Annotated in this window: 19 protein-coding genes; 12 read left to right on the top strand and 7 right to left on the bottom strand. The window is 71.5% G+C overall.

The genetic code is table 11. The features are described 5' to 3' along the window. Window positions 1–60: 60 nt before the first annotated feature. Both purU and GA707_RS01505 read left to right on the top strand, forming a co-directional pair. Window positions 61–915 (top strand): formyltetrahydrofolate deformylase, encoded by an 855-nt coding sequence (gene purU / locus GA707_RS01510; protein ID WP_152176646.1) that lies wholly within the window; start codon window positions 61–63, stop codon window positions 913–915. 130 nt (window positions 916–1,045) lie between these two features. Beyond that, window positions 1,046–1,630, top strand: coding sequence for a hypothetical protein (locus tag GA707_RS01505; protein WP_152176645.1), 585 nt, complete (start codon window positions 1,046–1,048; stop codon window positions 1,628–1,630). 75 nt (window positions 1,631–1,705) lie between these two features. Here the strand turns inward: GA707_RS01505 and GA707_RS01500 are convergent, their stop codons facing one another. Further along, window positions 1,706–1,966 (bottom strand): hypothetical protein, encoded by a 261-nt coding sequence (locus GA707_RS01500; protein ID WP_152176644.1) that lies wholly within the window; start codon window positions 1,964–1,966, stop codon window positions 1,706–1,708. Window positions 1,967–2,050: 84 nt separating this feature from the next. Here GA707_RS01500 and GA707_RS01495 point away from each other — a divergent pair, with 84 nt between their 5' ends. From GA707_RS01495 to GA707_RS01485, 3 genes are all read left to right on the top strand, one after another. Continuing rightward, complete coding sequence (locus GA707_RS01495; protein ID WP_193315113.1) at window positions 2,051–2,977, top strand: LysR family transcriptional regulator; 927 nt, start codon at window positions 2,051–2,053, stop codon at window positions 2,975–2,977. Between the two features lie 5 nt (window positions 2,978–2,982). Beyond that, entirely contained in the window at window positions 2,983–3,765 is a 783-nt protein-coding gene (locus GA707_RS01490) for a ParA family protein (protein WP_152176642.1), read from the top strand. A 76-nt stretch (window positions 3,766–3,841) separates the two neighbouring features. Further along, complete coding sequence (locus GA707_RS01485; RefSeq protein ID WP_152176641.1) at window positions 3,842–4,894, top strand: NAD(P)-dependent alcohol dehydrogenase; 1,053 nt, start codon at window positions 3,842–3,844, stop codon at window positions 4,892–4,894. Between the two features lie 669 nt (window positions 4,895–5,563). Here the strand turns inward: GA707_RS01485 and GA707_RS01480 are convergent. Further along, window positions 5,564–7,090, bottom strand: a complete 1,527-nt coding sequence (locus tag GA707_RS01480) for a DEAD/DEAH box helicase (RefSeq protein ID WP_152176640.1) — start codon at window positions 7,088–7,090, stop codon at window positions 5,564–5,566. 315 nt (window positions 7,091–7,405) lie between these two features. Here GA707_RS01480 and GA707_RS01475 point away from each other — a divergent pair, with 315 nt between their 5' ends. Further along, a complete protein-coding gene (locus tag GA707_RS01475; RefSeq protein ID WP_193315112.1) occupies window positions 7,406–8,113 on the top strand; it encodes a ferritin-like fold-containing protein in 708 nt (235 codons plus the stop codon). Between the two features lie 76 nt (window positions 8,114–8,189). Here GA707_RS01475 and GA707_RS01470 read toward each other — a convergent pair whose 3' ends face one another. The 3 genes from GA707_RS01470 to GA707_RS01460 all read right to left on the bottom strand — a co-directional run bounded on the left by GA707_RS01470 (window position 8,190) and on the right by GA707_RS01460 (window position 9,513). Further along, window positions 8,190–8,456: a GlsB/YeaQ/YmgE family stress response membrane protein gene (locus GA707_RS01470; protein WP_152176638.1), complete on the bottom strand. Its 267-nt coding sequence runs from the start codon at window positions 8,454–8,456 to the stop codon at window positions 8,190–8,192. Window positions 8,457–8,502: 46 nt separating this feature from the next. Continuing rightward, window positions 8,503–8,742: a DUF3107 domain-containing protein gene (locus tag GA707_RS01465; protein ID WP_152176637.1), complete on the bottom strand. Its 240-nt coding sequence runs from the start codon at window positions 8,740–8,742 to the stop codon at window positions 8,503–8,505. Between the two features lie 84 nt (window positions 8,743–8,826). Then, a complete protein-coding gene (locus GA707_RS01460) occupies window positions 8,827–9,513 on the bottom strand; it encodes a TetR/AcrR family transcriptional regulator (RefSeq protein ID WP_152176636.1) in 687 nt (228 codons plus the stop codon). Window positions 9,514–9,586: 73 nt separating this feature from the next. On the opposite strand from GA707_RS01460, the gene moeB reads away from it, so the two are divergent. The 3 genes from moeB (at window position 9,587) to GA707_RS01445 (ending at window position 17,778) form a co-directional block, all read left to right on the top strand. Further along, entirely contained in the window at window positions 9,587–10,780 is a 1,194-nt protein-coding gene (gene moeB / locus GA707_RS01455) for a molybdopterin-synthase adenylyltransferase MoeB (RefSeq protein WP_152176635.1), read from the top strand. A gap of 138 nt (window positions 10,781–10,918) precedes the next feature. Beyond that, the gene (locus tag GA707_RS01450) at window positions 10,919–14,113 is read left to right on the top strand and encodes an ATP-dependent DNA helicase (RefSeq protein ID WP_152176634.1); all 3,195 of its coding nucleotides are present in this window, start codon (window positions 10,919–10,921) and stop codon (window positions 14,111–14,113) included. Continuing rightward, window positions 14,110–17,778 (top strand): ATP-dependent DNA helicase, encoded by a 3,669-nt coding sequence (locus GA707_RS01445; protein WP_226963454.1) that lies wholly within the window; start codon window positions 14,110–14,112, stop codon window positions 17,776–17,778. The genes GA707_RS01450 and GA707_RS01445 overlap by 4 nt, the downstream gene beginning before the upstream one ends. Window positions 17,779–17,804: 26 nt before the next feature. On the opposite strand, the gene GA707_RS01440 is transcribed toward GA707_RS01445, so the two are convergent. Further along, the gene (locus GA707_RS01440) at window positions 17,805–19,313 is read right to left on the bottom strand and encodes a phosphotransferase (RefSeq protein WP_152176633.1); all 1,509 of its coding nucleotides are present in this window, start codon (window positions 19,311–19,313) and stop codon (window positions 17,805–17,807) included. A 90-nt stretch (window positions 19,314–19,403) separates the two neighbouring features. Here GA707_RS01440 and nudC point away from each other — a divergent pair, with 90 nt between their 5' ends. Beyond that, complete coding sequence (gene nudC / locus GA707_RS01435; protein ID WP_152176632.1) at window positions 19,404–20,345, top strand: NAD(+) diphosphatase; 942 nt, start codon at window positions 19,404–19,406, stop codon at window positions 20,343–20,345. A gap of 40 nt (window positions 20,346–20,385) precedes the next feature. On the opposite strand, the gene GA707_RS01430 is transcribed toward nudC, so the two are convergent. After that, window positions 20,386–20,658 carry a mycoredoxin gene (locus tag GA707_RS01430; protein ID WP_152176631.1) on the bottom strand — a complete coding sequence of 91 codons (273 nt, stop codon included), beginning with the start codon at window positions 20,656–20,658 and terminating at the stop codon, window positions 20,386–20,388. Window positions 20,659–20,754: 96 nt separating this feature from the next. On the opposite strand from GA707_RS01430, the gene GA707_RS01425 reads away from it, so the two are divergent. Continuing rightward, on the top strand, window positions 20,755–22,887 hold the full coding sequence (locus GA707_RS01425; RefSeq protein WP_152176630.1) for an ATP-dependent DNA helicase UvrD2: 2,133 nt from the start codon (window positions 20,755–20,757) through the stop codon (window positions 22,885–22,887). 211 nt (window positions 22,888–23,098) lie between these two features. After that, window positions 23,099–23,305 carry a hypothetical protein gene (locus tag GA707_RS01420; RefSeq protein WP_152176629.1) on the top strand — a complete coding sequence of 69 codons (207 nt, stop codon included), beginning with the start codon at window positions 23,099–23,101 and terminating at the stop codon, window positions 23,303–23,305. Window positions 23,306–23,354: the final 49 nt, after the last annotated feature.

The raw sequence follows: 23,354 nt of genomic DNA, 5'->3' as shown, positions 1-23,354 counted from the left end.
GGCGCTTTCGGTGAGTGGACCGGTTGGGACCGAACCCGCCGCACCCCGCATGCTTGTCCCATGCGCGCCGATGCCATCCTCACCCTCTCCTGTCCGGACCGTCCCGGAATCGTCGCGGCGGTGACCCAGGTGCTCTTCGAGCACGGGGCGAACATCGAGGAGAGCCAGCAGTTCGACGACGACGGAAGCGACACGTTCTTCATGCGGATCGCGTACTCGGTCGCCTCGGGTGGGCCGGGGATCGACGAGTGGCGGCGGATCATTGCCCCCACGGCCGAACGCCTGGGCATGGACTGGGCCATCCAGGACGCTCGACGCCCGGTGCGGACCATGATCATGGTGAGCCGGTTCGGCCACTGCCTCAACGACCTGCTCTTCCGCTGGAACAGCGGAGCGCTCAACATCGACATCCCCGTCATCGTCTCCAACCATCCCGACCTCGAGCCGCTGGCCACGATGTACGGCATCCCGTTCGTCGTCATCCCCGTCACCGCGGACACCAAGGCAGAGGCGGAGGGCCGCTTGCGAGACCTGCTCGCCGAGCACGACATCGACCTCGTCGTCCTCGCCCGCTACATGCAGATCCTGTCCGACGACCTCTCGCGGGAGCTGTCCGGGCGGGTGATCAACATCCACCACTCGTTCCTGCCGTCGTTCAAGGGGGCCAAGCCCTATCACCAGGCATTCCGCCGCGGGGTCAAGCTCGTCGGAGCCACGGCGCACTATGTCACGGCCGACCTCGACGAGGGGCCCATCATCGAGCAGGACGTCATGCGGGTCGACCACCGGATGACGCCGGAGGACCTCGTTCGGGCCGGCGAGGAGAGCGAGTCGCGCGTCCTGGCCCGGGCCGTCCGCTGGCACGCCGAGAGCAGGGTCCTGCTCAACGGCGACCGGACGGTCGTCTTCAGCTGAACCGGCCGCACTGCCGTGGCTTCATGTCCGTCCGGACCGGGTTCCGTCGAATGGGTGGTCGACGGCCCTTCCAGCATGGATGTGGATAACTCTCGGGGCACGTTCCGATCCTCGGGCAGAGTCTCCGGTCATGATCTACGACTCACGAACTCCCGATCCCCTCGATGACGCCCCGTTCGACCGGGATTGCTCGAATCCGAGCTGCTATGAGGGGGACTGCTTCGGCGCCGAATGCACCGACGAGGTCTGCCTCGATGACGACTGCACCGACGAGGACTGTATCGACCGATCCCTCGGTGAGCGTTCCAGTGAGCGGGCTCCGGTGGACGGTGAGGAGGACGCCGCAGAGCTCGTCAGACTGCTGCTCGACCTGGACGACATCGCATCAGGTGCCCTCCTGCTCGTCCTGTGTGACGCCGAGAGGAGACCCACCGTGCCTGTGCTCGTCACGGATCTGCCGGCCACCTCGTCGGCGCACGAGGTCGTCGGTCGCTGGCTGCACGGCGTCGCCGAGCAGCTCGGTGAACAGTCGATCGGTATCGTCCTCGCCCGAGCGCGCCCGGGCCAGAGCTTCGTCGTCGACCACGACCGCGCGTGGCACGAGGCCGTCCTTGAGGCGTGCGAGCAGGTGTCGATGACGCTGCTGCACGCGTTCGTCGTCACGCCGCACGCGGTCATTCCGTTTCCGCGCCCGATGGCTCGGCTCGTCGGCTGAACGCGTCGAGCCAGGGGTCAGGCGCTGTACCGCATCGCGCCGACGGGTCGTCACGGCCCGCCGATCGGCGGGGGGTCAGGCGCTGTACCGCATCGCGCCGAGGCCTGCGCCGTGCGTTGCGTGGTACTGGCGCAGGTTGCCGCTCAGAATGTCCCGGACGAGAGCCGACTCGGCGTTCTCGTCGTCCGCCATGACGAGCAGGTCGTCGATCTCGGCGGGGGAGCGGTACGAGGCGAGAGCCGCCTTCAAGGCGCGGTACTCGGCGCGAGCGGCCCGGCGCTCGCGCAGGTCGTCGCGGACGGAGCGGATGAGGGTGGTGGTCCTGATGTTCGTCATACGTCGATGATCTCGAAGCCAAGACCTATACGTCCAATAGCACAGTCACATCTGATCCATGCGCAGAACGCATACGATATGGCGATGGACGTCGATTCGCTCCGCTGGTTCCAACTCGTGGCGGACGGGACCACAGTCACGGAGGTGAGCGAGGTCTTCGGCGTGAGCCAGCCGTCGGTCTCCCGCGCCCTCGCCCGGTTGGAGGACGAGGTCGGCACTGCGCTGCTCGAGCGGCAGGGACGCGTGCTGCGTATGACGCTCGCGGGACTGGCGTTTAAGCGCTACGTGGACCAGGTGGTCAATGCGGTCGACGACGGCCTCGCGACCGTCGAACAGCTGGTCGACCCGGAGCGGGGGGTCGTCAGCCTGGGTTTCCCCCTCAGTCTCGGCACGTGGCTCGTGCCGACCCTGATCAGGCAGTTCGAGCGTTCGCACCCCAGCGTGCAGTTCGTCCTCGAGGCGACGGTGAGCAACGAGGACAACCGCATCTCCCCGTTGCTCGCCTCCGGCCGGATCGACCTCGAGCTCACCACGAGCCGGGCGGTCGGTCCGCACGTGCTCTGGCATCCGCTCCTCACCGACGAGCTGTATCTCGCGCTGCCCGACGGGCACCCGCTCGCGGCTGCCGAGGCAGTCGACCTGCGCAACTGTCGGGACGAGCGGCTCGTCCTGCTACGGTCCCCGTCCCGGCTGCGTCGGATCACGCTGGAGATCTTCCACGCCGTCGGGGTCGATCCCGATGTCGCCTTCGAGGCGGACGACCTCGCGACCGTGCGCGGGTTCGTCGGTCACGGTCTGGGCATCTCGATCCTTCCGTCGCTGGGAGCCGCGGTCGGCCCGGTCGGAACGGACGGCGTCGTGCTGCGTCCTCTGGCCGGTGTGGATGCCGTGCGGCACCTCGGCCTGGCCTGGACATCGCACCATCCGCTGCTGCCCTCGGCGAACCTGTTCCGACGCTTCGTCATCGACTGGGCCGCCGGTCCGGCGCCTGCTCGCAGGATGACAGACTAGGCCGCATGCCCAAACGCTCCCGAGCCCCCAAGGCGACGATCATCTCGCTGGCCAACCAGAAGGGGGGAGTGGCGAAGACCACGTCCGTGGCCTCCCTCGGGGCCGCCTTCGCCGAGCTCGACAAGAAGGTCCTCCTGATCGATCTCGACCCGCAGGCCTGCCTGACCTTCAGCCTCGGGGTCGACCCGGACGCGGTCGAAACGTCGATCAACGAGGTCGTCCTGGGTAGAGCGGACATGGGCGAGGCCGTTCTGGCGACCGAGGACGGAGTGGACCTCGTCCCGAGCACGATCGACCTCGCCGGGGCCGAGGCGCAGCTCCTGCCCCGCCCTGGTCGGGAGTACGTCCTCGCCGGCGCCCTCGAGGATGTCGTGCACGACTACGACATCATCCTCCTCGACTGCTCTCCGACTCTCGGGGTGCTCACCCTCAATGCCCTCACCGCGAGCGGCGGACTGATCATCCCCATGCCTGCCGAGATGCTCAGCCACCGCGGTGTCGGGCAGCTGCTCGACACGGTCAAGGACGTACGGCGCATCCTCAACAAGAAGCTCAAGGTCGTCGGCATTCTCGCCACCATGTACGACGGGCGGAGCAACCACTCGCGCGAGGTGCTGGCCGACGTCGGCGAGCGCTACGGACTCGACGTCCTGGAGCCGCCGATTCCGCGGACCGTTCGCTTCGCCGAGGCACCCGCCGTCGGGCGCTCGATCCTCGGCTCGAGTCGCACCTCGAAGGGCGCCCAGGCCTATCGCGAGGTCGCCGCCGCCGTCCTCGAACGTATCTGACCCCACCCGCATCCGCCCCGGATCGCCTCACCCCCGTCCGTCCTCACCGAGGACCGCCGACCCGAATGGAGACGTCATGCCGACGACCACCCGCGCCCTTGCTGCTCCCGCTGCGGGAGAACCACTGGCACCCGTCACCATCGAACGCCGCGACCTGCGTCCGGACGACGTCCGGATCGAGATCGCCTATGCAGGCATCTGCCACAGCGACATCCACCAGGCACGTGAGGAGTGGGGCTCCGCGCTGTTCCCGATGGTGCCCGGGCATGAGATCGCGGGCACGGTCATCGAGGTGGGGGAGGCGGTGACGTCCCATAGCGTCGGGGACCGGGTGGGTGTCGGCTGCATGGTCGACAGCTGCGGTGAGTGCGAGATGTGCACGACGGACCACGAGAACTTCTGCACCGAGAAGACGGTGTGGACGTACAACGACACGTATCCCGACGGTGAGGTCGCGATGGGCGGCTACAGCCGCGAGGTCATCGTCGCCGAGCGGTTCGTCCTTCGCATTCCCGACGGTCTCGAGCTCGACGTCGCCGCGCCCCTGCTGTGCGCGGGGGTCACGGTCTACACGCCACTGGACCGGTGGAAGATCGGCGCCGGGAGTTCGGTCGCCGTCGTGGGGATGGGTGGCCTCGGCCACATGGCGGTCAAGATCGCCGCCGCGATGGGCGCTGACGTCACGGTGCTATCGCAGACCACGTCCAAGGAGGAGGACGGTCGGTCCTTCGGCGCTTCCGACTACCGGGCCACGGCGGACGGGTCGGTCTTCAAGGAGCTCCGGGGTCGCTTCGACCTCGTGCTCAACACGGTCAGCGCCGACGTCCCGCTCGACCGCTACCTCGGGATGCTCAAGCCCTTCGGCGCTGTCGTCAACGTCGGTCTGCCGACCAATCCCCAGCAGGTGCGCATCGGGTCGCTCATCTCCGGCGACAAGGTGCTGACCGGGTCGAACATCGGCGGCATCGCCGGAACGCAGGCCATGCTCGACTTCTGCGCCGAGCACGGCATCGCGGCGACCGTGGAGAAGATCTCCGCGGACCAGGTCAACGACGCCTACGACCGCGTCGTCGCCTCCGACGTGCGCTACCGCTTCGTCATCGATGTGAGCACGATCCCGGACGAGTGAGCCCGAGTCCGCGCGGTTGGCATACGGCACTCGAGTCGGTGGGTCGGGGGTATGCCGGGCGCGTGGGATGGGGCGCGGTTGGCATGCCGGTGTCGCCCCCGGTGGGTCGGGGGTATGCCGGGCGCGTGAGATAGGGCGCGGTTGGCATACGGCACTCGAGTCGGTGGGTCGGGGGTATGCCGGGCGCGTGGGATAGGGCGCGGTTGGCATGCCGGCGTCGGCCCCGGTGGGTCGGGGGTATGCCGGGCGTGTGGGATAGGGCGCGGTTGGCATGCCGGTGTCGAGCCGGTGGGTCGGGGGTATGCCGGGCGCGTGGGATAGGGCCCGGCGGGCATGCCGGTGTCGCCCTCGGTGGGTCAGGGGTATGCCGGGCGCGTGGGATAGGGCGCGGCGGGCATGCCGGTGTCGCCCCCGGTGGGTCAGGGGTATGCCGGGCGCGTGGGATAGGGCGCGGTTGGCATGCCGGTGTCGAGCCGGTGGGTCGGGGGTATGCCGGGCGCGTGGGATAGGGCGCGGCGGGCATGCCGGTGTCGCCCCCGGTGGGTCAGCGGTATGCCGGGCGCGTGGGATAGGGCGCGGTTGGCATGCCGGCGTCGAGCCGGTGGGTCAGGGGTATGCCGGGCGCGTGGGATAGGGCGCGGTTGGCATTTCCGGTGTCGCCCGAGCGGGTCAGTCCGCCTGCGCGGCGCCGCCGCGGGTCCGCCGGCGCCGCGAACGCTGTCGCGACTGCCCGCCGGACTCACCGCCATCGCGCTGAGGACGCTCGCCGTCATGCGCCCGCCGGCCCGAGCCCGAGCCACCGCTCCGCTCACCGGACCGACGACCGCTCGACCGCCCTTCACCGGACCGGCCGTCGCCCGAGCGGCCGGACCCGCCGCGATCCGACGCAGGCCGTCGGCCGCTCGCCTTGCCTGTCTCGCCGAGGTCCTCGAGCACCTCGGCGTCCAGGCCGGCGCGAGTCTGTTGCGACTTCGGCAGGCGACCTTTGACACCCTCCGGGATGCCGAGGTCGGCGAACAGGTGCGGCGACGACGAGTAGGTCTCGACCGGCTCCGGGATGCCGAGATCGAGGCTCTTGCTGATCAGACCCCATCGGGGCAGGTCGTCCCAGTCCACGAACGTGATCGCGGTGCCGGTGTTTCCCGCGCGGCCGGTGCGCCCGATGCGGTGCACGTAGGTCTTGTCGTCCTCGGGGCACTGGAAGTTGACGACGTGCGTGACGTTCTCCACGTCGATGCCGCGGGCCGCCACGTCGGTCGCCACCAGCACGTCGACCTTGCCGCTTCGGAAGGCCCGCAGCGCCTGCTCCCGCGCGCCCTGACCGAGGTCGCCGTGGATGGCCGCTGCCGCAAAACCGCGGTCGGCGAGCTCGTCGGCCACCTTGGCGGCCGTGCGCTTGGTCCGACTGAAGATGATCGTCAGCCCGCGGCCCTCGGCCTGCAGGATGCGGGCGAGCATCTCGGTCTTGTCCATCGCGTGGGCGCGGTAGGCGAACTGCTTGGTCGCGGCGACGAGCTGACTGTCGGTCACCCCGTCCTCGGTCATCGCCCTGATGTGCGTCGGCTGGCGCATGTAGCGACGTGCGAGGGCGACGACCGGCCCCGGCATCGTGGCGGAGAAGAGCATCGTCTGGCGCGAGGCCGGTGTCAGCGCGAGAATCCGCTCCACGTCCGGCAGGAACCCGAGGTCGAGCATCTCGTCGGCCTCGTCGAGGACGAGCGTCTTGATCGAGGAGAGGTTGAGGTGCCCCTGCTTGGCGAGGTCGATGAGACGGCCCGGCGTGCCGACGACGACCTCGACGCCCCGCTTGAGAGCCTCGATCTGCGGCTCGTAGGCCCGACCGCCGTATACGGTCAGGACGCGCACGCCACGGCGGCGGCCCGCCTTCTCAAGGTCACTCGCGACCTGGACCGCGAGCTCACGCGTCGGTGCCACGGCGAGGGCCTGCGGGCGGCCGGCGTAGGACAGCGTCGCGAACTCCGGATCCGCGGGGGAGACGACGCGGTCGAGCATCGGCACGCCGAAACCGAGCGTCTTGCCCGTGCCGGTCTTGGCCTGGCCGATGATGTCGTGTCCGCCGAGCGCCACCGGGAGGGTCATCGACTGGATCGGGAAGGGGGCCGTGATGCCCACGTCGGCGAGGGACTCGACGATGTCGGGGTGGACGCCGAAGTCGGCGAAGGACTGGGTGCTCATAGGTCTGGTCGGTCTCTTTCGATCGAGACACCCCGTCCGCTCGTCCGAGCGGGCGGGTGTCGTGCCACGGACCGGAGCGCGGTGCCGCGCGCCGGGAACTGGGCCGATCGGAGGAAGTCGAGAGGGAGCCGCGGGAGGCGCTCACCGAGGAGTCACACACAGTCTGCGATGGTCATCCGTGTGCCGACCGGGCACCGGTACGACCGCGAGTCTACCGGCTGGGCCAGCGTCGGCCACATCAGCGGCCGACACCCGGACCGGGCCGGCGCTCGTCCTCCCTCAGCGAAACTCTCGCGACGACTACGCTCGGTCGATGTGAGCGCGACCGACGCATACCCGTCCTCCGGCGGCGCCGGCGACCTCGACCCGGACTACGTGGCCGGGGCCGTGGACCTGCTCGGGGTGCTCGCCTACAGCGAGCTGACGACGTACCAGTCGCTGGCCGTCCACGCGTTCTCCGCCCCCGACCTCGCCTCGCGAGTGGCCCTCTGCCGGTATGCGGCGGCCGACTTCGACCACGTCCGCCGCCTCGAGGGGCGCCTGGCCGAGCTGGGCTCGACGCTGGAGGACGCGATGGCTCCGTTCACGACCGTGATCGACGACCTCAACCGGCGCACCAGGGCCGAGACGTGGCTCGAAGGGCTGGTCAAGGCCAGTGTGGCGGACGGCATCATCGTCGACTTCTACCGCGAGATGGCCCGGCTGGTCGATCCCCGCACTCGCGAGGTGGTCGAGCAGGTCGTCGCGGACGACGGCAAGCGGGCCTACCTCATCTCGGTGGTCCGCGAGTCGATCACACCCGGATCGCCCGAGGCGAGCCGACTTTCGCTGTGGGGTCGACGGCTGGTCGGTGAGGCCCTGACCCAGGCCCAGCAGGTCGCCGCCGACCGCGAGGCCATGGGTATGTTGCTCGTCGGAACACCCGAGCGTCCCGGAGCCGACCTCGGGGAGATCGGTGCGATACTGCGCAGAGTCACCGAGCGGCACACCGACCGGATGACGAGGATGGGTCTGACGGCCTGAGATCGATCCCGGGATCTCTGCCGACGCGCTCGTCACGGCGTGACGGGGAGTCAGCGGAGCGCCGCCGTGTCCGCGGTCAGATCTGCCGGCGGCCCGTGAGCATGCCGTACCCCACGATGAGGAGCGCCGCGACGACGACCCCCGCGAGGAACGGCACCGCTTCGAAACCACCGGATCCCTCATACCCGAGCTGGTAGACGACCCAGCTGCCCACGAGCGAGCCGAGCACGCCGAGGATGACGGTGACGACGAGCGAGATGCTCTGCCGGCCCGGGAGGATCAGACGGGCGAGCGCGCCGATGACGGCACCGAGCACGAGCGCGCCGAGAATGGTGAGGAGCACTGCGGGTCTGCCTCCCTGGAGAGCCGACGGAGGTGGGGCGGTGCGCCTAGCGCGGCAGGGGTACCGTGCCGAAGCCGACGCGGCCCTTCTCCGAGTCGCCCACCTGGACGTAGGCGAGCGCCGCGACGGGCACGAGGATCTCGCGGCCCTTGGAGTCGGTGAGGCCGAGGATGCCGCCGGAGTCGCTCACCGCGGATCGAACGGCCGCGGCGACCTCCTCGGCCGACTGGTCGGTTTCGATGCTCAGTTCACGAGCGACGTTCTGGACGCCGATCTTGACCTCCACTGGTGACTTCCTTTCAGTCCCGGCGGGCCGGAACGTGGCCGCGGGGCGGGTCGGGTGCGTCCGAGGGACGGGTTCGCGTCAAGGCTAACCCGCCGTATCGTCTCCTTCTTCCCCGCTCGGTCGGGGGAGCGCGTCCTCGGCGTGGCCGGTGGGGAAGCCCGTGACACCGCGCCAGGCGAGCTGTCCGACCAGCCGGGCCGCCACCTCCTTCGGCAGCGCGGCGCCCTGGGCCAGCCAGTGCCGCGCCGAGACCTGGGACAGGCCGGCCAGGCCCACGGCCATCAGGAGCGCCTGCTCGTCGTCGAGGCCTCCGGCCGTGTCCTCGACGATCGCCTCGGCGATCGCCTCGGCGCACGTGTCCGTCACGGCGTCGATCCGCTCGCGCACCCGGGGCTCGCTCGTCAGGTCGGACTCGAAGACCATGCGGAACGCCGCGTCCTCGCGGGCGACGAAGTCGAAGTACGCCTCGATCGCCGCGAAGACCTTGGACTTGGCGGACTCGGCAGGAGTGTGCAGGGCGTCCCGGACCAGGCTCTCGAGGGTCGTGCAGTGCTGGTCCAGGAGGGCCAGGTAGAGGTCCAGCTTGCCCGGAAAGTGCTGGTAGAGAACCGGCTTGGAGACACCTGCGCGGTCGGCGATGTCGTCCATGGCGGCCGCGTGGTAGCCGGCGGTGGCGAACACCGCCTGCGCAGCCTCGAGCAGCTGGGCGCGACGCGCGGACCGGGGCAGGCGTTGTCCGCGCTGGCCGGTCATGGCCTGGGTGGTGCTCATGGCTCTCCTGCTCGCTCGGCTGGCTCGTCGCGTGCCCACTCTAGGCGCGTCGATCGCGACTATCGTGCACCGTATGGAGTTCGCGCCGCTCGTCGAGCCCGGCCCGCCCCTGAGCGAGGCCGAACGACGACGGTATGCGCGGCACACCAGGCTCGCCGAGATCGGTGATCTCGGGCAGCGACGGTTGGCCGCAGCACGGGTCCTCGTCGTCGGTGCGGGAGGGCTGGGTTCGCCGGCGCTGACCTACCTCGCGGCGGCGGGTGTCGGCACGATCGGCGTCATCGACGACGACGTCGTCGAGACCTCGAATCTGCACCGCCAGCCCCTCCACTCCGACGCCGACGTCGGTCGTCCGAAGGTCGACTCGGCCGCCGACCGGCTGCGCGAGGTCAATCCCCACGTCGTGGTCCGGACCCACCCACGCCGGTTCTCGGCGGAGGGGGCGGAGGAGCTGCTCACCGCATACGACCTCGTCGTGGACGGCGCCGACAACTTCGCTGCGCGGTACCTCGTCACCGACGCCTGCGCGCTGGCCGGGGTGCCGCACGTGTGGGCCTCGATCAACGCGTTCGCGGGGCAGCTGAGCGTCTGGTGGGCAGGACGGGGCCCGTGCTACCGCTGTGTCTTCCCGGAGGCCCCGCCGCCGGGATCGGTCGCGTCGTGCGCGGAGACCGGGGTCATCGGCGCGTTGCCGGGGGTGATGGGGGCGCTCCAGGCGGCCGAGGCGGTCAAGCTCATCACGGGCGCCGGTCGTCCGGCGGTCGGGCGGATCATCCTGCACGACGCCCTCGAGGGGACGTGGGGCGAGGTGCCGGTGCGGTCGAGGGCCGACTGCCCCCTCTGCGGTGTCAGTCCGACGATCACGGAGGTCCGGTCGGGTGAGGAACCGCCACCGGTCCCGCTCGTGAGCGTCACCGAGCTCCGGACCAGGCTGGGGCACGAGGCTGCCGATAGGGAGGTCGTCCTCGACGTCCGCGAAGCGGAGGAGCTCGCCGAGGGCCGGATCGAGCCGTCCGTGCACGTTCCACTCGGTGCGCTGGTCGCCGGCGATGCCGCGGACCTCGTCGACCGGTGGCGCGCGGAGGGTGCGAGCGTAGTGGCCTACTGCCGCAGCGGAGTGCGCAGCGCCCACGCGGCCGCCTACCTGCTGTCGGTGGGTGTCGGCCGGGTCGCGTCGCTCGGCGGGGGCATCCTGGCCTGGGACGACGAGGTGGACCGACATGAGCCGGTCGTCCCCGCGGGACGGACAGCTGTCGGACAGGAGTGAGTGACCCATAGGCGGTGGGGCCGGTCGTCGCTGTCGAGCATCACTGTCGGGAGTCACTGTCGGGAGTCGCGGTGGGGTGGATCATCGGGCCCGGACGGTCCGTCGTCGACTGTCGGTGAGGCGTGATGGGATCTGGTCATGTCCTTCCCCGTTCCCACCGACGAGCAACGCGCAGCGATCGACCATCGCGGCGGTGTGCTGCGCGTGCTCGGGTCCGCGCGCACCGGCAAGACGGAGACGGCCACGGCGATCGTCCTGGACCGCATCCGAACCGGCGAGGTCGGGACGGACCAGGTGCTCGTCCTCGCCTCGACCCGTCAGGCCGCGGCGGGGCTGCGGCGTCGGATTATGGCCGAGCTGGGGGGGACGGCCACGGCGCCGATCGCCCGCACCGCCGCCTCGCTCGCGTTCGGGGTCCTGCGAGCCGGTGCCGCCCTCGTGGGTGATCCCCCGCCGCGGCTGCTCAACGGCCCGGAGCAGGACGTCGTCATCCGGGACCTCCTCGCAGGGCACGCGGCGGGAGACGTCACCGGTCCCGACTGGCCGGAGAGCGTCCTCGGCGCCCTGCCGACCCGGGCCTTCCGCGCGGAGCTCCGTGACCTGCTCATGCGGGCCGTCGAGAACTCACTCGGCGCGGCCGATCTGGTCGAGCTCGCCGACCGCCACGGCGTGGCGGAGTGGCGCGCCGCGGCAGTGCTCCTCGAGGAGTACGACCGGGTCACGGCTCTCGCGAGTCCGGGCGCCTACGACCCGGCGTGGATCGTTGCGGCGGCGGCCGAGGCCTTGCGCACCGACGCCGCCTTGGCAGGACAGGTCCGGGCCGGCCTGCGGCTCATCGTCGTCGATGACGCCCAGGAGCTGACTCCCGGGGCGGCCCGCCTCCTCGCCACCATCGTCGGGCTCGCGTCGCCGCAGCCCCTCGACATCGTCCTCCTCGGAGACCCCGACTCGGGCGTGCAGTCCTTCCGTGGCGCCGACCCTGCCATCCTGGCGGGCGGAGCGGCCGCCCCGTTGGACTGGACGACTCTCTCGCGCACCGGCGCGGCGACGACGATCCGGCTGCGCACGGCATACCGTCCCGACGCCCTCCTCGCGGCGAGTCGCCGGGTGGCGTCGGCTGTGGGCAGCGTGGGCGAGGTCGCACACCGGGAGGTTGTGCCGGCCGACCCCCGCGCAAAGGGGACGGTGGAGACCCATCTCCTGCGGACCCCGTCGGCGGAGGCAGCCTATGTCGCGGCGCGGATCCGCGAGGCCGTCCTGCTCGACGGTCGACGGTGGGGGGACATCGCAGTCGTCGTCCGAGGGGGGAGGCGCAGTGACTCGATCCGCCGCGCCCTCGCGAGAGCCGACGTGCCGGTGGCCGCCGACGTCGCCGAGGTTCCGGTCCGCGACGAGCCCGCGGTGCGCCCGGTGCTGCAGCTGCTGCGCGCCGTGCTCGGCGCGGCCGACGGTGACGACCAGGGTGATCTGACTCCCGCGGTCGTCGTCGAGCTGCTGGGTTCCCGGGTCGGCGGCACCGACGCCGTGCAACTGCGGCGGCTTCGCCGCGGGCTGCGTCGCATCGAGCTGGCCGGAGGAGGCGGACGACCGAGCGATGACCTCCTCGTCGAGGCGATCCGGCACCCGATCGTCCTCCAGGAGGTCGGGATCGAGGCGACCGGTGCGCGTCGGGTGGCAGCCGCATACAGGGCCGGCCTGGACGTCGTGGCCGCACTCGACGAGGAGGGCCGACCGGTCGCACGCCGGGACGTGCTCGTGGAGGATGTCCTCTGGTCGATCTGGTCCGCGCTCGGTCTGGCCGACCGGTGGCGTGCGACCGCGCTCGCGGGCGGTGCTCATGGTGCGCGAGCCGACCGCGATCTCGACGCCGTCCTCGCGCTGTTCGCAGCCGCCGCCAGGTTCACCGACCGGCTGCCCCACGCCGACCCCATGGCCTTTCTCGAGCACGTCGAGGAGCAGGAGCTCCCCGGGGACACCCTCGCGGTCCGAACGCCCGAGGGTGACTCGGTCGCGGTGCTCACCCCCGCCGGCGCGGCCGGACGCTCCTGGCCACTCGTCATCATTTCGGGAGTCCAGGACGGCGTGTGGCCCGACACTCGGCTGCGAGGACAGCTCCTGCGCAGCACCGAGCTCGTCGACCGACTCCGCGGCCGAGACTGGTCGTGGCGTTCCGCTGCGGCTGCCGTCCGACACGATGAGACCCGGCTGTTCCATGTGGCGGTGACCCGGGCCACCGAGCACCTGATCGCCACCGCCGTCCGCGACGAGACCGAGCAACCCTCCCCGTATCTCGACCTCCTCGAGCCCGGCGGGGTCCAGGACCGTGAGCCGACCGAGGTCAGCCGTCCGACGACGTCGCGGGAGCTCGTCGCGTGGCTGAGGCAGAACCTCATGGCGGCGCCGACGGGAGACCCGGATCCGGCGGTCGCTGCGGGCCTGGCCCGCCTGGCCGAGGCGGGCGTCGCGGGTGCGGACCCCGAGCAGTGGTGGGCGCTGCGCGACACGACGAGTGCCCGTGTGCTCCTGCCGCGCGACGTCGCCGTCGACGTGTCGCCGTCGCGGATCCAGACCTTTGAGGACTGCCCGCTTCGGTGGCTCCTGACGACGCGCGGAGGCGACGGCCCGCCTGTGGGGTCGTCGGCACTCGGAACGCTCGTGCACGACATCGCCCGGGACCTCGGCGACGCCCCGACCGAGAGGATGGCCGCCGAGGTGAACGCACGATGGGGGCTGCTCGGGCTCACTCCCGGGTGGGTCAGCGACCGCACCCGTGCCCTGGCCCACGACATGGTCGAGCGGCTCGGCGCCTATGTCGAGCAGGCGCGGTCTCAGGGGTGGAGAGCGGTGGGCGCCGAGGTCTCGATGCGCGTCGCCCTGGATCGCGCCGTCCTGCGCGGCCAGGTCGACAGGATCGAGGCGGACGAGCAGGGCAGGGTGCGCATCATCGACTACAAGACCGGCTCGACGGCCACGCGCAAGGCCGACCTGCCGCGACACGCCCAGCTCGGCGCCTATCAGGTCGCGCTGGGGGCGGGCGCCTTCGACAAACACCTCACGGAGGTCGGTCTCGACGTCGGGGAGCGCGGTCCGGAGTCCGCCGGAGCCGCCCTCCTGCAGCTCGGCAAGGCTGCCGGTCGGCGCGGAGCGGGGTTCGAGGAGCAGCGTCGGCTCGACGACGACCCCGACCCGCGATGGGCCCACGCCCTGATCGAGGCGACGGCAGAAGGGATGTCGTCCGGCACGTTCGAGGCCCGTCCCGAGGAGCAGCGGTGTCAACGCTGCCCGGTCCGACGCACTTGTCCCGCTCAGCCCGAAGGAGCGTCGCTGGCATGAGGATCGCGGACTCTCACGACGCGCGTGACAGTGGCTCGGGTGGCGCGACCACCGGCGCTTCGGACGCCCTCGCCCCGCAGATGCGGACGGAGGTGCAGGCGGAGATGCCGACGGACCCGTGGACGCAGTCGCCGTCGCAGGTCCAGACACCTTCCGACGTCGACCGTCGAGGCGGCGACGGTACGCGCCTGCTGTCCGCGGTTGAGCTGGCCCGCGCGCTGGGCCAGCCGCACGACCCGACCGACGAGCAGGCGGCCGTCATCGAGGCACCTCTGGAGCCTGTGCTCGTGGTCGCCGGTGCAGGCTCCGGGAAGACGGAAACCATGGCGGCGCGGGTCGTCTGGCTCGTCGCCAACGGGCTGGTGGAGCCCGAGCAGGTCCTGGGCCTGACGTTCACGCGAAAGGCCGCCAGCGAGCTGTCCGCCCGGGTGGACCGCCGACTGCGCACGCTCCGGGACGTCGGACTTCTGGCGCCGGCGACGGGTCCGGCGACCTCTGCCGCTCGGATGTCGGAGGATCCGCTCGCCGGACGCCCGACGATCTCGACCTACCACGCCTACGCCGGATCGATCGTCGCGGACCACGGACTCCTGGTCGGGGTCGAGCCGACGGTGCGCCTGATGACCGAGGCCGCCACCTGGCAGCTCGCCTACGAGGCGGCCTGCCGCTACGACGGGGACGTGTCGGCGTTCGAGCTCGGGGAGGGCTCGCTCGCCGGTGCGGCGCTCACTCTCTCAGGTGAGCTCGCGGAACACCTCGTCGACCTCGACGAGGTCGAGGACTACTTCCGCACGTGCTCGGCCGCACTGGAGGGGCTGCCCCTGGCCGGGCGGGCCAGGGCGGTGCCCTCCGAGGTGAGTGCCGCCGCAGCGTCCCTGCGCGCGCGCTGCGTCGCCGTCGACGTCGCCCGTCGCTACGCCGACCTCAAGCGTGGTCGGGACGCCATGGACTTCGCGGACCAGATGGCCGTCGCAGCCCGGCTGGCCGCGCAGTTCCCCGACATCGCCGGCATCCAGCAGGAGCGGTTCCGGGCTGTCCTGCTCGACGAGTTCCAGGACACCTCCCACGCCCAGCTGGAGCTTCTCCGCTCCCTGTTCCCGCGTACAGCCGTCACCGCGGTCGGCGACCCGCACCAGTCGATCTACGGTTGGCGAGGAGCGAGTGCGACGACCCTGTCCGCCTTCCAGCGATCCTTCGCGTGCCGAACCCCCGATGCCGGGAACGCCACGGACGCCTGGAGTTCCGAGGATGCCGGGACTTCCGAGGATGCCGGGGGTGCCCAGGATGCCGTGGATGCCGAGGGCAGGGCATCGGAGGTCGCTGCGCTACCTCTTGCCACGAGCTGGCGCAACGCCGAGCGGGTGCTCGCAGTCGCCAACTCGCTCTCCGCGCCGTTGCGGGAGGGGGCCACTGTCCCGGTGACGGAGCTGACTCCCCGCCCGGGCGCGCCGGTCGGTCGGGTCTTCGCGATGCGGACGGCGACCGACGCCGACGAGGCACGTGCCGTCGCGGGATGGCTCCGCGAACGTCGAGCCGGGTCACCCGAGGTGTCGGCGGCCGTCCTCTGCCGGAAGCGGCGTCAGTTCCGGCCGATCATGGAGGCGCTCGAGGCCGAAGGCGTTCCCTACGAGGTGGTCGGTCTCGGGGGACTGCTCCTCACGCCGGAGGTCGAGGACGTCGTCGCTCTGCTGGCCGTCGTTCACGACCCCACTCGCGGCGACCATCTCATGCGGCTGCTGCTCGGTCCGCTCGTGCGAATCGGCCCGGCTGACCTCGACGGACTGTGGACCCACGCCCGTCACCGCCAACGACTTCGGGCCGGGCCCGAGCCGATTCGGGACCAGGCTCGGGACACGACCGACACGACGACGTTGGCCGAAGCGCTCGAGGACCTCCCGGGACCTGACTGGCGTGGCCCCCAGGGAGAGCACGTATCGCCGACAGCCCTGGACCGGCTCGCATCGCTGAGCGAGGTGATCCGGTCGGTTCGTCGCGCGACGTCGCTGCCGTTGCCAGACCTGGTGGCGGTCGCCGAGCGAGCCCTCGGAATCGACGTCGAGGTCGCGGCCCGACCGGGCTACTATCTCTCGGCGGCACGGGCCCACCTGGACGCGTTCGTCGATGTTGCCGCCGACTTCTCGGCCGGCGCCGACCACGCCACCCTCGGTGCCTTCCTCGCCTGGCTGGAGGCCGCCGAGGAACACGAGCGGGGACTCGAGACGCGAGCCGGCGACAGCGCGGCCGGTCCGGTCGCCATCATGACCATCCACGCCGCCAAAGGGCTGGAGTGGGACCTCGTGGCTGTGCCGGGGATGGTCGAGGCGACCTTTCCCAGCCACGGCTCGACCTCGTCGTCCGTCCGTGACGGCCGCTGGAGAATCGGAGAGCAGACCGGCAAGGGATGGCTCGGCTCCGTCACTGCAGCCGGAATCCCGCACGCATTGCGCGGCGACCGGGCTGCGCTCCCGGACCTCGACTGGCGCTCGCTGCCGGACACCGCGGCCGCCAAGTCCGCCTGGTCCGACTTCACCGCCGCGATGGGTCGCCACGCCATGGACGAGGAGCGCCGACTGGCCTACGTCGCCGTGACCCGCGCCCGCGAGCAGCTGCTGCTCAGCTGCTCGGTCTGGGGTCCGCAGAAGACGCCGCGCATCACCTCGCGGTTCCTCGCCGAAGCGCTCGCGGGCGCCGGCTTGATCGACCACGACCCGAGAATGCAGGCAGCCCAGCTCGACGAAGGGGACCTGCGCATGGGTGAGAACGGTCCCGTCACCGTCCTCACCTGGGCGACCATGCCGTCGGTGGAGTCCGCCGAGCGGCCCGACACGACCACGGAGAAGGTCGTGCTGTGGCCGTCGGGCGGGCCGCGCGCCGATCGAGCGCGTCTCGAGGTCGCGGCCCGCGCCGTGCGGTGGCGGATGCTCGACGCGGAGCCCGTCGCGACCGGGGAGAGCGACCCGATCCATGTCCTGGTCCGACGTGTACTCGCGGTCGAGGAGGACCAGCGCGGCGGTACGAGTGTCCATCCACCACTTGAGACCATCTCCGCGTCCGGAGTCGTGTCCGCCGCCCGCTCGCCGCGGGCCTATGCCGCCGACCTCCGGCGACCCATGCCCGCCGCCCCGAACCGCGCCGCTCGTCGAGGTACGCAGTTCCACGCGTTCGTGGAACAGCACTTCGGCCGGGCCGCCATGCTCGACTGGGACGACCTCCCCGGCAGTGCCGATCCGGTGTCGGACCGGGCCGATGACGACGACCTGGTTGCCATGAAGACGCGGTTCCTCGACAGTGAGTGGGCGGACCGGAGGCCGCTCGCGGTCGAGACCGATGTCGAGACGGTGATCCCGACCGCTGGCGGCCCGGTTTCTGTGCGCGGTCGCATCGACGCGGTGTTCCCCCGGCCGGACGGTGGTCACACGATCGTCGACTGGAAGTCGGGGGACGTCGGTCGGGACAGCGACCTCGCCCATCGCGCCATCCAGCTCGGGGTCTACGCCCTCGCGTGGGAGCGGATCCACGACCTCGCCCGAGGGTCGGTCGACGTGGCGTTCTACTTCGCGGCATCCGGTCGCACGGTGCGCCCGCGGCTGCCCGAGGAGCAGGAGATCGTCGCCGTGCTGGACGCGGTCGCTCGCGCGGCACAGTCCTCCGCCGAGGATGACTGACCCCACCGCGGGTCGGGAGAGATGCGTCAGCCTGAAACGCGCCCATCCTCGCCGGCGTCGTTCGCGCCCTCGGAAGGGTCCGGGTGCACTGGGGTCGCGCCGCTGGAGCTCGAGGTGCCGTCGGTCGGGGTCGCAGCACCCTCGGACGCGGCCATCCCGGTCGTAGCGTTCGGGGACGCGGCATCCCCGGGCTCAGGGGCCTCCGACGCCGTGGTCTGCGACTCAGTGGTCTGCGACGCAGTGGTCTTCAAGTCAGTGCCCCCTGAACCGATGGCCGCTGACTCGGGTGATTCGCCCGCGACACCCCCCGCGCCAGCGGTACTGTCGGACCCTCGTGATTCGGCGGCACTGGGCTCGCGGGCGTTGCCGCTCGACGACCCATCGCCAACTGAGTCGCCGGGCTCCTTCGCCGGGACCTCGCCGTCGACCATGTCGATGACATCCGTGGCGTCATCGTCCTGGTCGATCACACCACTCCGGCGAGGGGTCTCCGGTCTTCCGGTCGGTGCCGACGGGGCTGTACCGGACGGTGCCGAGGCGGCTGCGGCGCTCGCGGTCCCGTCAGCCGAGCCGGACCCGGACGGCACGATCCGCAGTCGACGAGCCTGCCTCTCGCTGTGGACGGTGTCATCGAGGCGGCGCAACCGTGCCGTGGTCGCTTCGGTCGTGACTTCGTCTCGAGACTTCACGGCGCCCAGCAGCGATGCGAGCAGAGCGAGCTCGCTCACCAGCCGCGCTCGGGCCAGCAGGTGCTCGTCGGGACGCTCGACGCGCACGTGCGCGTAGGCGGTCAGCACGCTGTCCACGACCTCCGGTGCCGCCAGGGCCACGAGTGCGGCGAAGTCGTCGGCAGGGTCGGCGACCTTGGCCTCCTCCCACCCCGTGACGCCTCGGATCGTCGCCCGCGACGGATCCGTGGGGTCCGGGAAGGCGACGAGAACGTCCGAGCCGGAGAGCGCTCCATGCACCGGCGTCGGCGCGAAGCGCCATAGGCGCACATCGTCCAACGCCTCTTCCCACCGCGCGAGCAGGCCCGAAGGCACGCGGCCCGTTGCGGCGCCTCGATCGATCTCGGCGAGGTGCCGTCTGCGGTAGGCCTCGGCGTCGTACGACGCAAGTCCCGCCTCGTCGAACAGACCCCGGTCGACGTTGTGGATGAGGGCGATCGTGCGGCCGAGCTCCGAGGTGACCGGATGCCCCGGTCGGAGGGCGGCGAGATCCAGCGGATGGCCCGGAATGTAGGTATGGACCGCCGCCCGGCCGATCTTGGCGATGGGCGCGAAGCCCTTGGCGGCCGGAACCGCGAACGGCACGCGTCGATGGAGCAGCGCGAGCATGGCCAGGCTGGCGTCCATGCGCGCCGCGGAGACCTCGTCACGCGGGGCTCGGATCACCCACCGGCGCTGCTGGGTGTCCTGGATGAAGGCGACGTCGAAGTGCTCGTCATCCGCCGACACGACCTCTTGAACCGCCATGGGGTCCAGGCCCGGCACAGCCGCGCTCGCCAGGGCGGCGAGGCGTAGGGAGCGGTCCACGAACCCACCGTAAGCCGTCGGCCACGTGGAAGCGGTGAGGGACACCCCGCGGGCGGACGATTGCATGCGCGCCGGACTAGGCTCGCGGCTGTGAGCCGCCTCAACGCTGTCACCTTCGCCGACGGCGCGGTCGACCGGGCGGCCCATCGCCGGAGCGATCCCGAACTGATCCGGCGGCTCCTCGCCGATCCCGCCACCCGCGTCATCGAGCTGGTGGGGGACGAGTTCACGGTCACGGGGCGACACGACCTCGCCGTCCGAGCGCCGGCTCCCGACGACGCCGATGCGGAGCTCGTCGTCTTCCTCGGTGAGGTCGCCACCACCGAGGGGAGCGCGCACGCGGGGGCGAGCACCGCATACCTGCTGGTCGTGCCCTCTTCTGCCGCCCCATCTCCCCACCGCGGCCAGGCAGGGCGGGCCGGACTGCGGGATCTGGCCGGGGCCCTGGACCCGGATACGGCTGCGCTCGTCGCGACCTCGCTCGGTCTGGCCAACTGGCATCGCAGCCACCAGCGGTGCAGCCGGTGCGGAGCGCCGACCGAACCCGTCCTGGCGGGCTGGATCAGGCGCTGTCCCGAGGACGGGAGCGACCACTACCCCCGGACCGACATCGCCGTCATCATGGCGGTTACCGACGATGCCGACCGGCTCCTGCTGGGACGGGCTCCGGCCTGGCCTCCGGGTCGGATGTCGGTCCTCGCCGGCTTCGTCGAGCCGGGGGAGACCCTCGAACAGGCCGTCGCGCGCGAGGTGCGGGAGGAGGTCGGGATCGAGGTGAGGGACGTCGAGTACGTCGCCGACCAGCCGTGGCCGTTCCCGTCCTCGCTCATGATCGGCTTCACAGCCCGAGCCGTGCAGACCGACCTCGTGCTCGACCGGGTCGAGATCGTCGAGGCCCGCTGGGTGAGCCGGGATGACGTACGGGATCTCATCGCCCGGGGGGAGTACCGCCCCAGTCCCGGATTCTCGATCTCGCGCGCGCTCGTCGAGGACTGGTTCGGCGGACCCCTCCCCAGCGTCCCGGTCTCCTGACGTCCCGGGTTCTTGGCGCGTCTTCTCGGCGATCGGTCGTCTAACGCCCGAGCCGGGCCATGACCTCGTGCACCGACGGGTTGGTGGCGGTCGAGCCATCCGGGAAGACGACCGTCGGGACCGTGCGGTTTCCCGCATTGACGGCCTTGACCGCGTCCGCGGCCTCCGGGACGGCCTCGATGTCGACCTCGGCATAGGGGAGACCCTCGCGGTCGAGCATCGCCTTGAGCCGACGACAGAACCCGCACCAGCCGGTCGTGAGCAGGGTGACCGAGCCCTCATCGGGGACGTACTGCGCGGTCGGACTGTCCATGGGTCGACCGTAGCCGACGCGCGGCCCGGGCCGGGCCCCTGGCCGGCCCTTCGCGAGCAGCCGGCCTCGGAGTGGAGTGAGAGACTGAGCCGCGTCATGAGTGAGTCCGTCGTCGCGCCCGATCCCGAGGAGATCCTCGCCGCCCTCGACCCCGAGCAGCGAGCGGTCGCGACGGCGCCCCTCGGGCCGATGGTCGTCCTCGCCGGTGCCGGCACCGGCAAGACCCGGGCCATCACCCACCGGGTCGCCTACGCCGTGCACACGGGCGTCCTGTCGCCGACCCAGACCCTCGCCGTGACCTTCACGGCGCGCGCGGCGGGGGAGATGCGCAGTCGACTGCGCGTGCTCGGGGTCGAGGGCGCGCAGGCTCGCACCTTCCACGCGGCGGCGCTGCGCCAGCTGCACTACTTCTGGCCGCAGGCCATCGGCGGTGGTGCGCCGCAGGTCCTCTCGCAGAAGGCGCCCGTCGTCGCGGAGGCCCTGGGCCGACTCCGACTCGAGGTCGACCGGACCGTCCTGAGGGACGTGGCCGCCGAGATCGAGTGGGCCAAGGTGTCGATGCTGACGGCGGAGGGGTATGCGGCGGGCGCCCGAGCGGCCCGGCGCGAGGCCCCGGGCATGGACCACAGCGCGATGGCCAAGGTCCTGGACGCCTACGAGTCGTGCAAGGCCGACCGCGGGGTGATCGACTTCGAGGACGTTCTGCTACTCACCGTGGGCATCCTGGAGGACCGCGAGGACATCGCGGCCGCGGTGCGACGCCAGTACCGCGCCTTCGTCGTGGACGAGTACCAGGACGTCAGCACGCTGCAGCAGCGGCTCCTCGACGCCTGGCTGGGGGGTCGTCGGGACGTGTGCGTCGTGGGGGATCCGGCGCAGACCATCTACTCGTTCACCGGCGCGAGCGACCGGCACCTGTTGGGCTTCAGCGCTCGCTACCCAGGCGCGAGCACGGTTCGGCTCGTGCGCAACTACCGGTCCACGCCGGAGGTGCTCGAGGTCGCCAACCGAGTCGTCTCCGGGCCGACGGCCACTGCGCGAGGGGCCGTGCGCCTGGTCGCGCAACGAGCCGCCGGCCCGCTCCCGACGCTGCGCGAGTACGAGGACGACGCCGCTGAGGCACAGGCGGTGGCCCGGTCGATCCGGGACCGTCTGGACACCGGTGCTTCGGCGGGTGACATCGCCGTGCTCGTGCGGACCAACGGCCAGACCGAGGTCCTCGAGTCCGCCCTGGCCGAGGAGGGTGTGCCCTACCTGATCCGCGGCGGCGAGCGCTTCTTCAACCGCGCGGAGGTTCGCCAGGCCCTCGTCCTGCTCCGAGGGGCAGCCCGGACCGATGCGGGCGACGTCGCCCTCCCGGACCTCGTCGGGGCGGTCCTCGCCGGTGCGGGCTGGAGCCCGAGCGCTCCTGGCGTACGAGGGGCGGCACGCGAACGATGGGAGAGTCTGTCCGCGATCGTCGCCCTCGCCGACGAGCTGGCCGGCACCCGACCCGAGGCCGGGCTGGTGGAGTTCGTCGCCGAGCTCGACGAGCGGGCAGCCGCACAGCACGCGCCCGCCGCGGCAGGGGTCACGCTCGCATCGCTCCACGCCGCAAAGGGCCTCGAGTGGGACCACGTCCACGTCGTGGGGTGCAGTGAGGGCTTGATCCCGATCAGCCTCGCCGACACGCCGGCGGGCGTCGAGGAGGAACGCCGCCTCCTCTACGTCGGCATCACCCGGGCGCGTCGCACCCTCGACCTGTCCTATGCACTCGGCAGAGGGTCGTCGCGAGGCGGTCGCCGCCTCTCCCGCTTCCTGGTCGGCCTGGACGGTGCTCTGGACAGCCCCGTTCCGGTCCCCCGGGCGCGTCACGCGGCCAGCGGCGTCCGTCGCGGACCGAGGTCGAAGGGGTCCGGCCGTCGCCGTGCTCCGGTCCCGCCCTGTCGCGTGTGCGGTGCCACCCTGACCACGAGCGCCGCCCGCACGCTCGGGCGGTGCGAGACCTGTGCCGCCACGGCCGACCCGAGTCTCGTCGACGCCCTGCGGACTTGGCGCACCCAGCGCGCCGCCCGGGACAAAGTGCCCGCCTACATCGTGCTCACCGACGTGACCCTGACGGCGCTCGCCGAGCGGTCGCCCCGGAACACCGACGACCTGCTCGCCATCCCCGGCATCGCCGAGCGCAAGGTCGAGGCCTACGGCACCGAGATCCTCGCCCTCATCGCGGACGAGGCGAGCCGCCCCTGAGGCGCATGGACCCGCGGACAACCTCGTGAGAGTCGCCCGTGGATCGCCCGCGGGGCACCCGAACGGATCCCGTCCGAGAAAAGGCATTGCGTTCTGCGCGGGCCTGGCTCTACGCTGGCCGGACGCCCTGTCGATCGGGGCGCCCCACGGGGAGGGACCACAACCCCGACCTGCGACACCCACCGGGAACCACGAGCGAGAGGAGGCTCCGGTGAAGCTGACCATCATGACCACGACCGGCGCCACCGGCGCGTTCGTCCTGCCCGGCTGCCTCGACGCGGCCTCCGTCGCGGGAGCACGCGTCCGTGTCGCCGTGGGACACCTCGGTGCCGTCGCCACCCGTGCGACCACGTCCGCCCGTTTCGCCGTCGATGTCCCGACCCCCGTGCACGTCCGCCCTGGAGGTGCCGACGGATAACAGATCTGTCGCACCACACGACCTGACTCAAGGCCGCGGACCCAGCACC

Source organism: Nostocoides sp. F2B08 (genome assembly GCF_009184895.1).
In the GTDB taxonomy this organism is placed as follows: Bacteria; Actinomycetota; Actinomycetes; order Actinomycetales; family Dermatophilaceae; genus F2B08.
This window is presented reverse-complemented; position numbering and strand designations above follow the sequence as displayed.

Bases quoted from the DNA above. Each gene is read 5' to 3' on its own strand.
- GA707_RS01505 (WP_152176645.1), top strand. From the start codon at position 1,046: ATGATCTACGACTCACGAACTCCCGATCCCCTCGATGACGCCCCGTTC.
- GA707_RS01490 (WP_152176642.1), top strand. From the start codon at position 2,983: ATGCCCAAACGCTCCCGAGCCCCCAAGGCGACGATCATCTCGCTGGCC.
- GA707_RS01495 (WP_193315113.1), top strand. From the start codon at position 2,051: ATGGACGTCGATTCGCTCCGCTGGTTCCAACTCGTGGCGGACGGGACC.
- moeB (WP_152176635.1), top strand. From the start codon at position 9,587: ATGGAGTTCGCGCCGCTCGTCGAGCCCGGCCCGCCCCTGAGCGAGGCC.
- GA707_RS01485 (WP_152176641.1), top strand. From the start codon at position 3,842: ATGCCGACGACCACCCGCGCCCTTGCTGCTCCCGCTGCGGGAGAACCA.
- GA707_RS01500 (WP_152176644.1), bottom strand. From the start codon at position 1,966: ATGACGAACATCAGGACCACCACCCTCATCCGCTCCGTCCGCGACGAC.
- GA707_RS01445 (WP_226963454.1), top strand. From the start codon at position 14,110: ATGAGGATCGCGGACTCTCACGACGCGCGTGACAGTGGCTCGGGTGGC.
- GA707_RS01430 (WP_152176631.1), bottom strand. From the start codon at position 20,658: ATGGACAGTCCGACCGCGCAGTACGTCCCCGATGAGGGCTCGGTCACC.
- GA707_RS01480 (WP_152176640.1), bottom strand. From the start codon at position 7,090: ATGAGCACCCAGTCCTTCGCCGACTTCGGCGTCCACCCCGACATCGTC.
- GA707_RS01460 (WP_152176636.1), bottom strand. From the start codon at position 9,513: ATGAGCACCACCCAGGCCATGACCGGCCAGCGCGGACAACGCCTGCCC.
- purU (WP_152176646.1), top strand. From the start codon at position 61: ATGCGCGCCGATGCCATCCTCACCCTCTCCTGTCCGGACCGTCCCGGA.
- GA707_RS01450 (WP_152176634.1), top strand. From the start codon at position 10,919: ATGTCCTTCCCCGTTCCCACCGACGAGCAACGCGCAGCGATCGACCAT.
- GA707_RS01425 (WP_152176630.1), top strand. From the start codon at position 20,755: ATGAGTGAGTCCGTCGTCGCGCCCGATCCCGAGGAGATCCTCGCCGCC.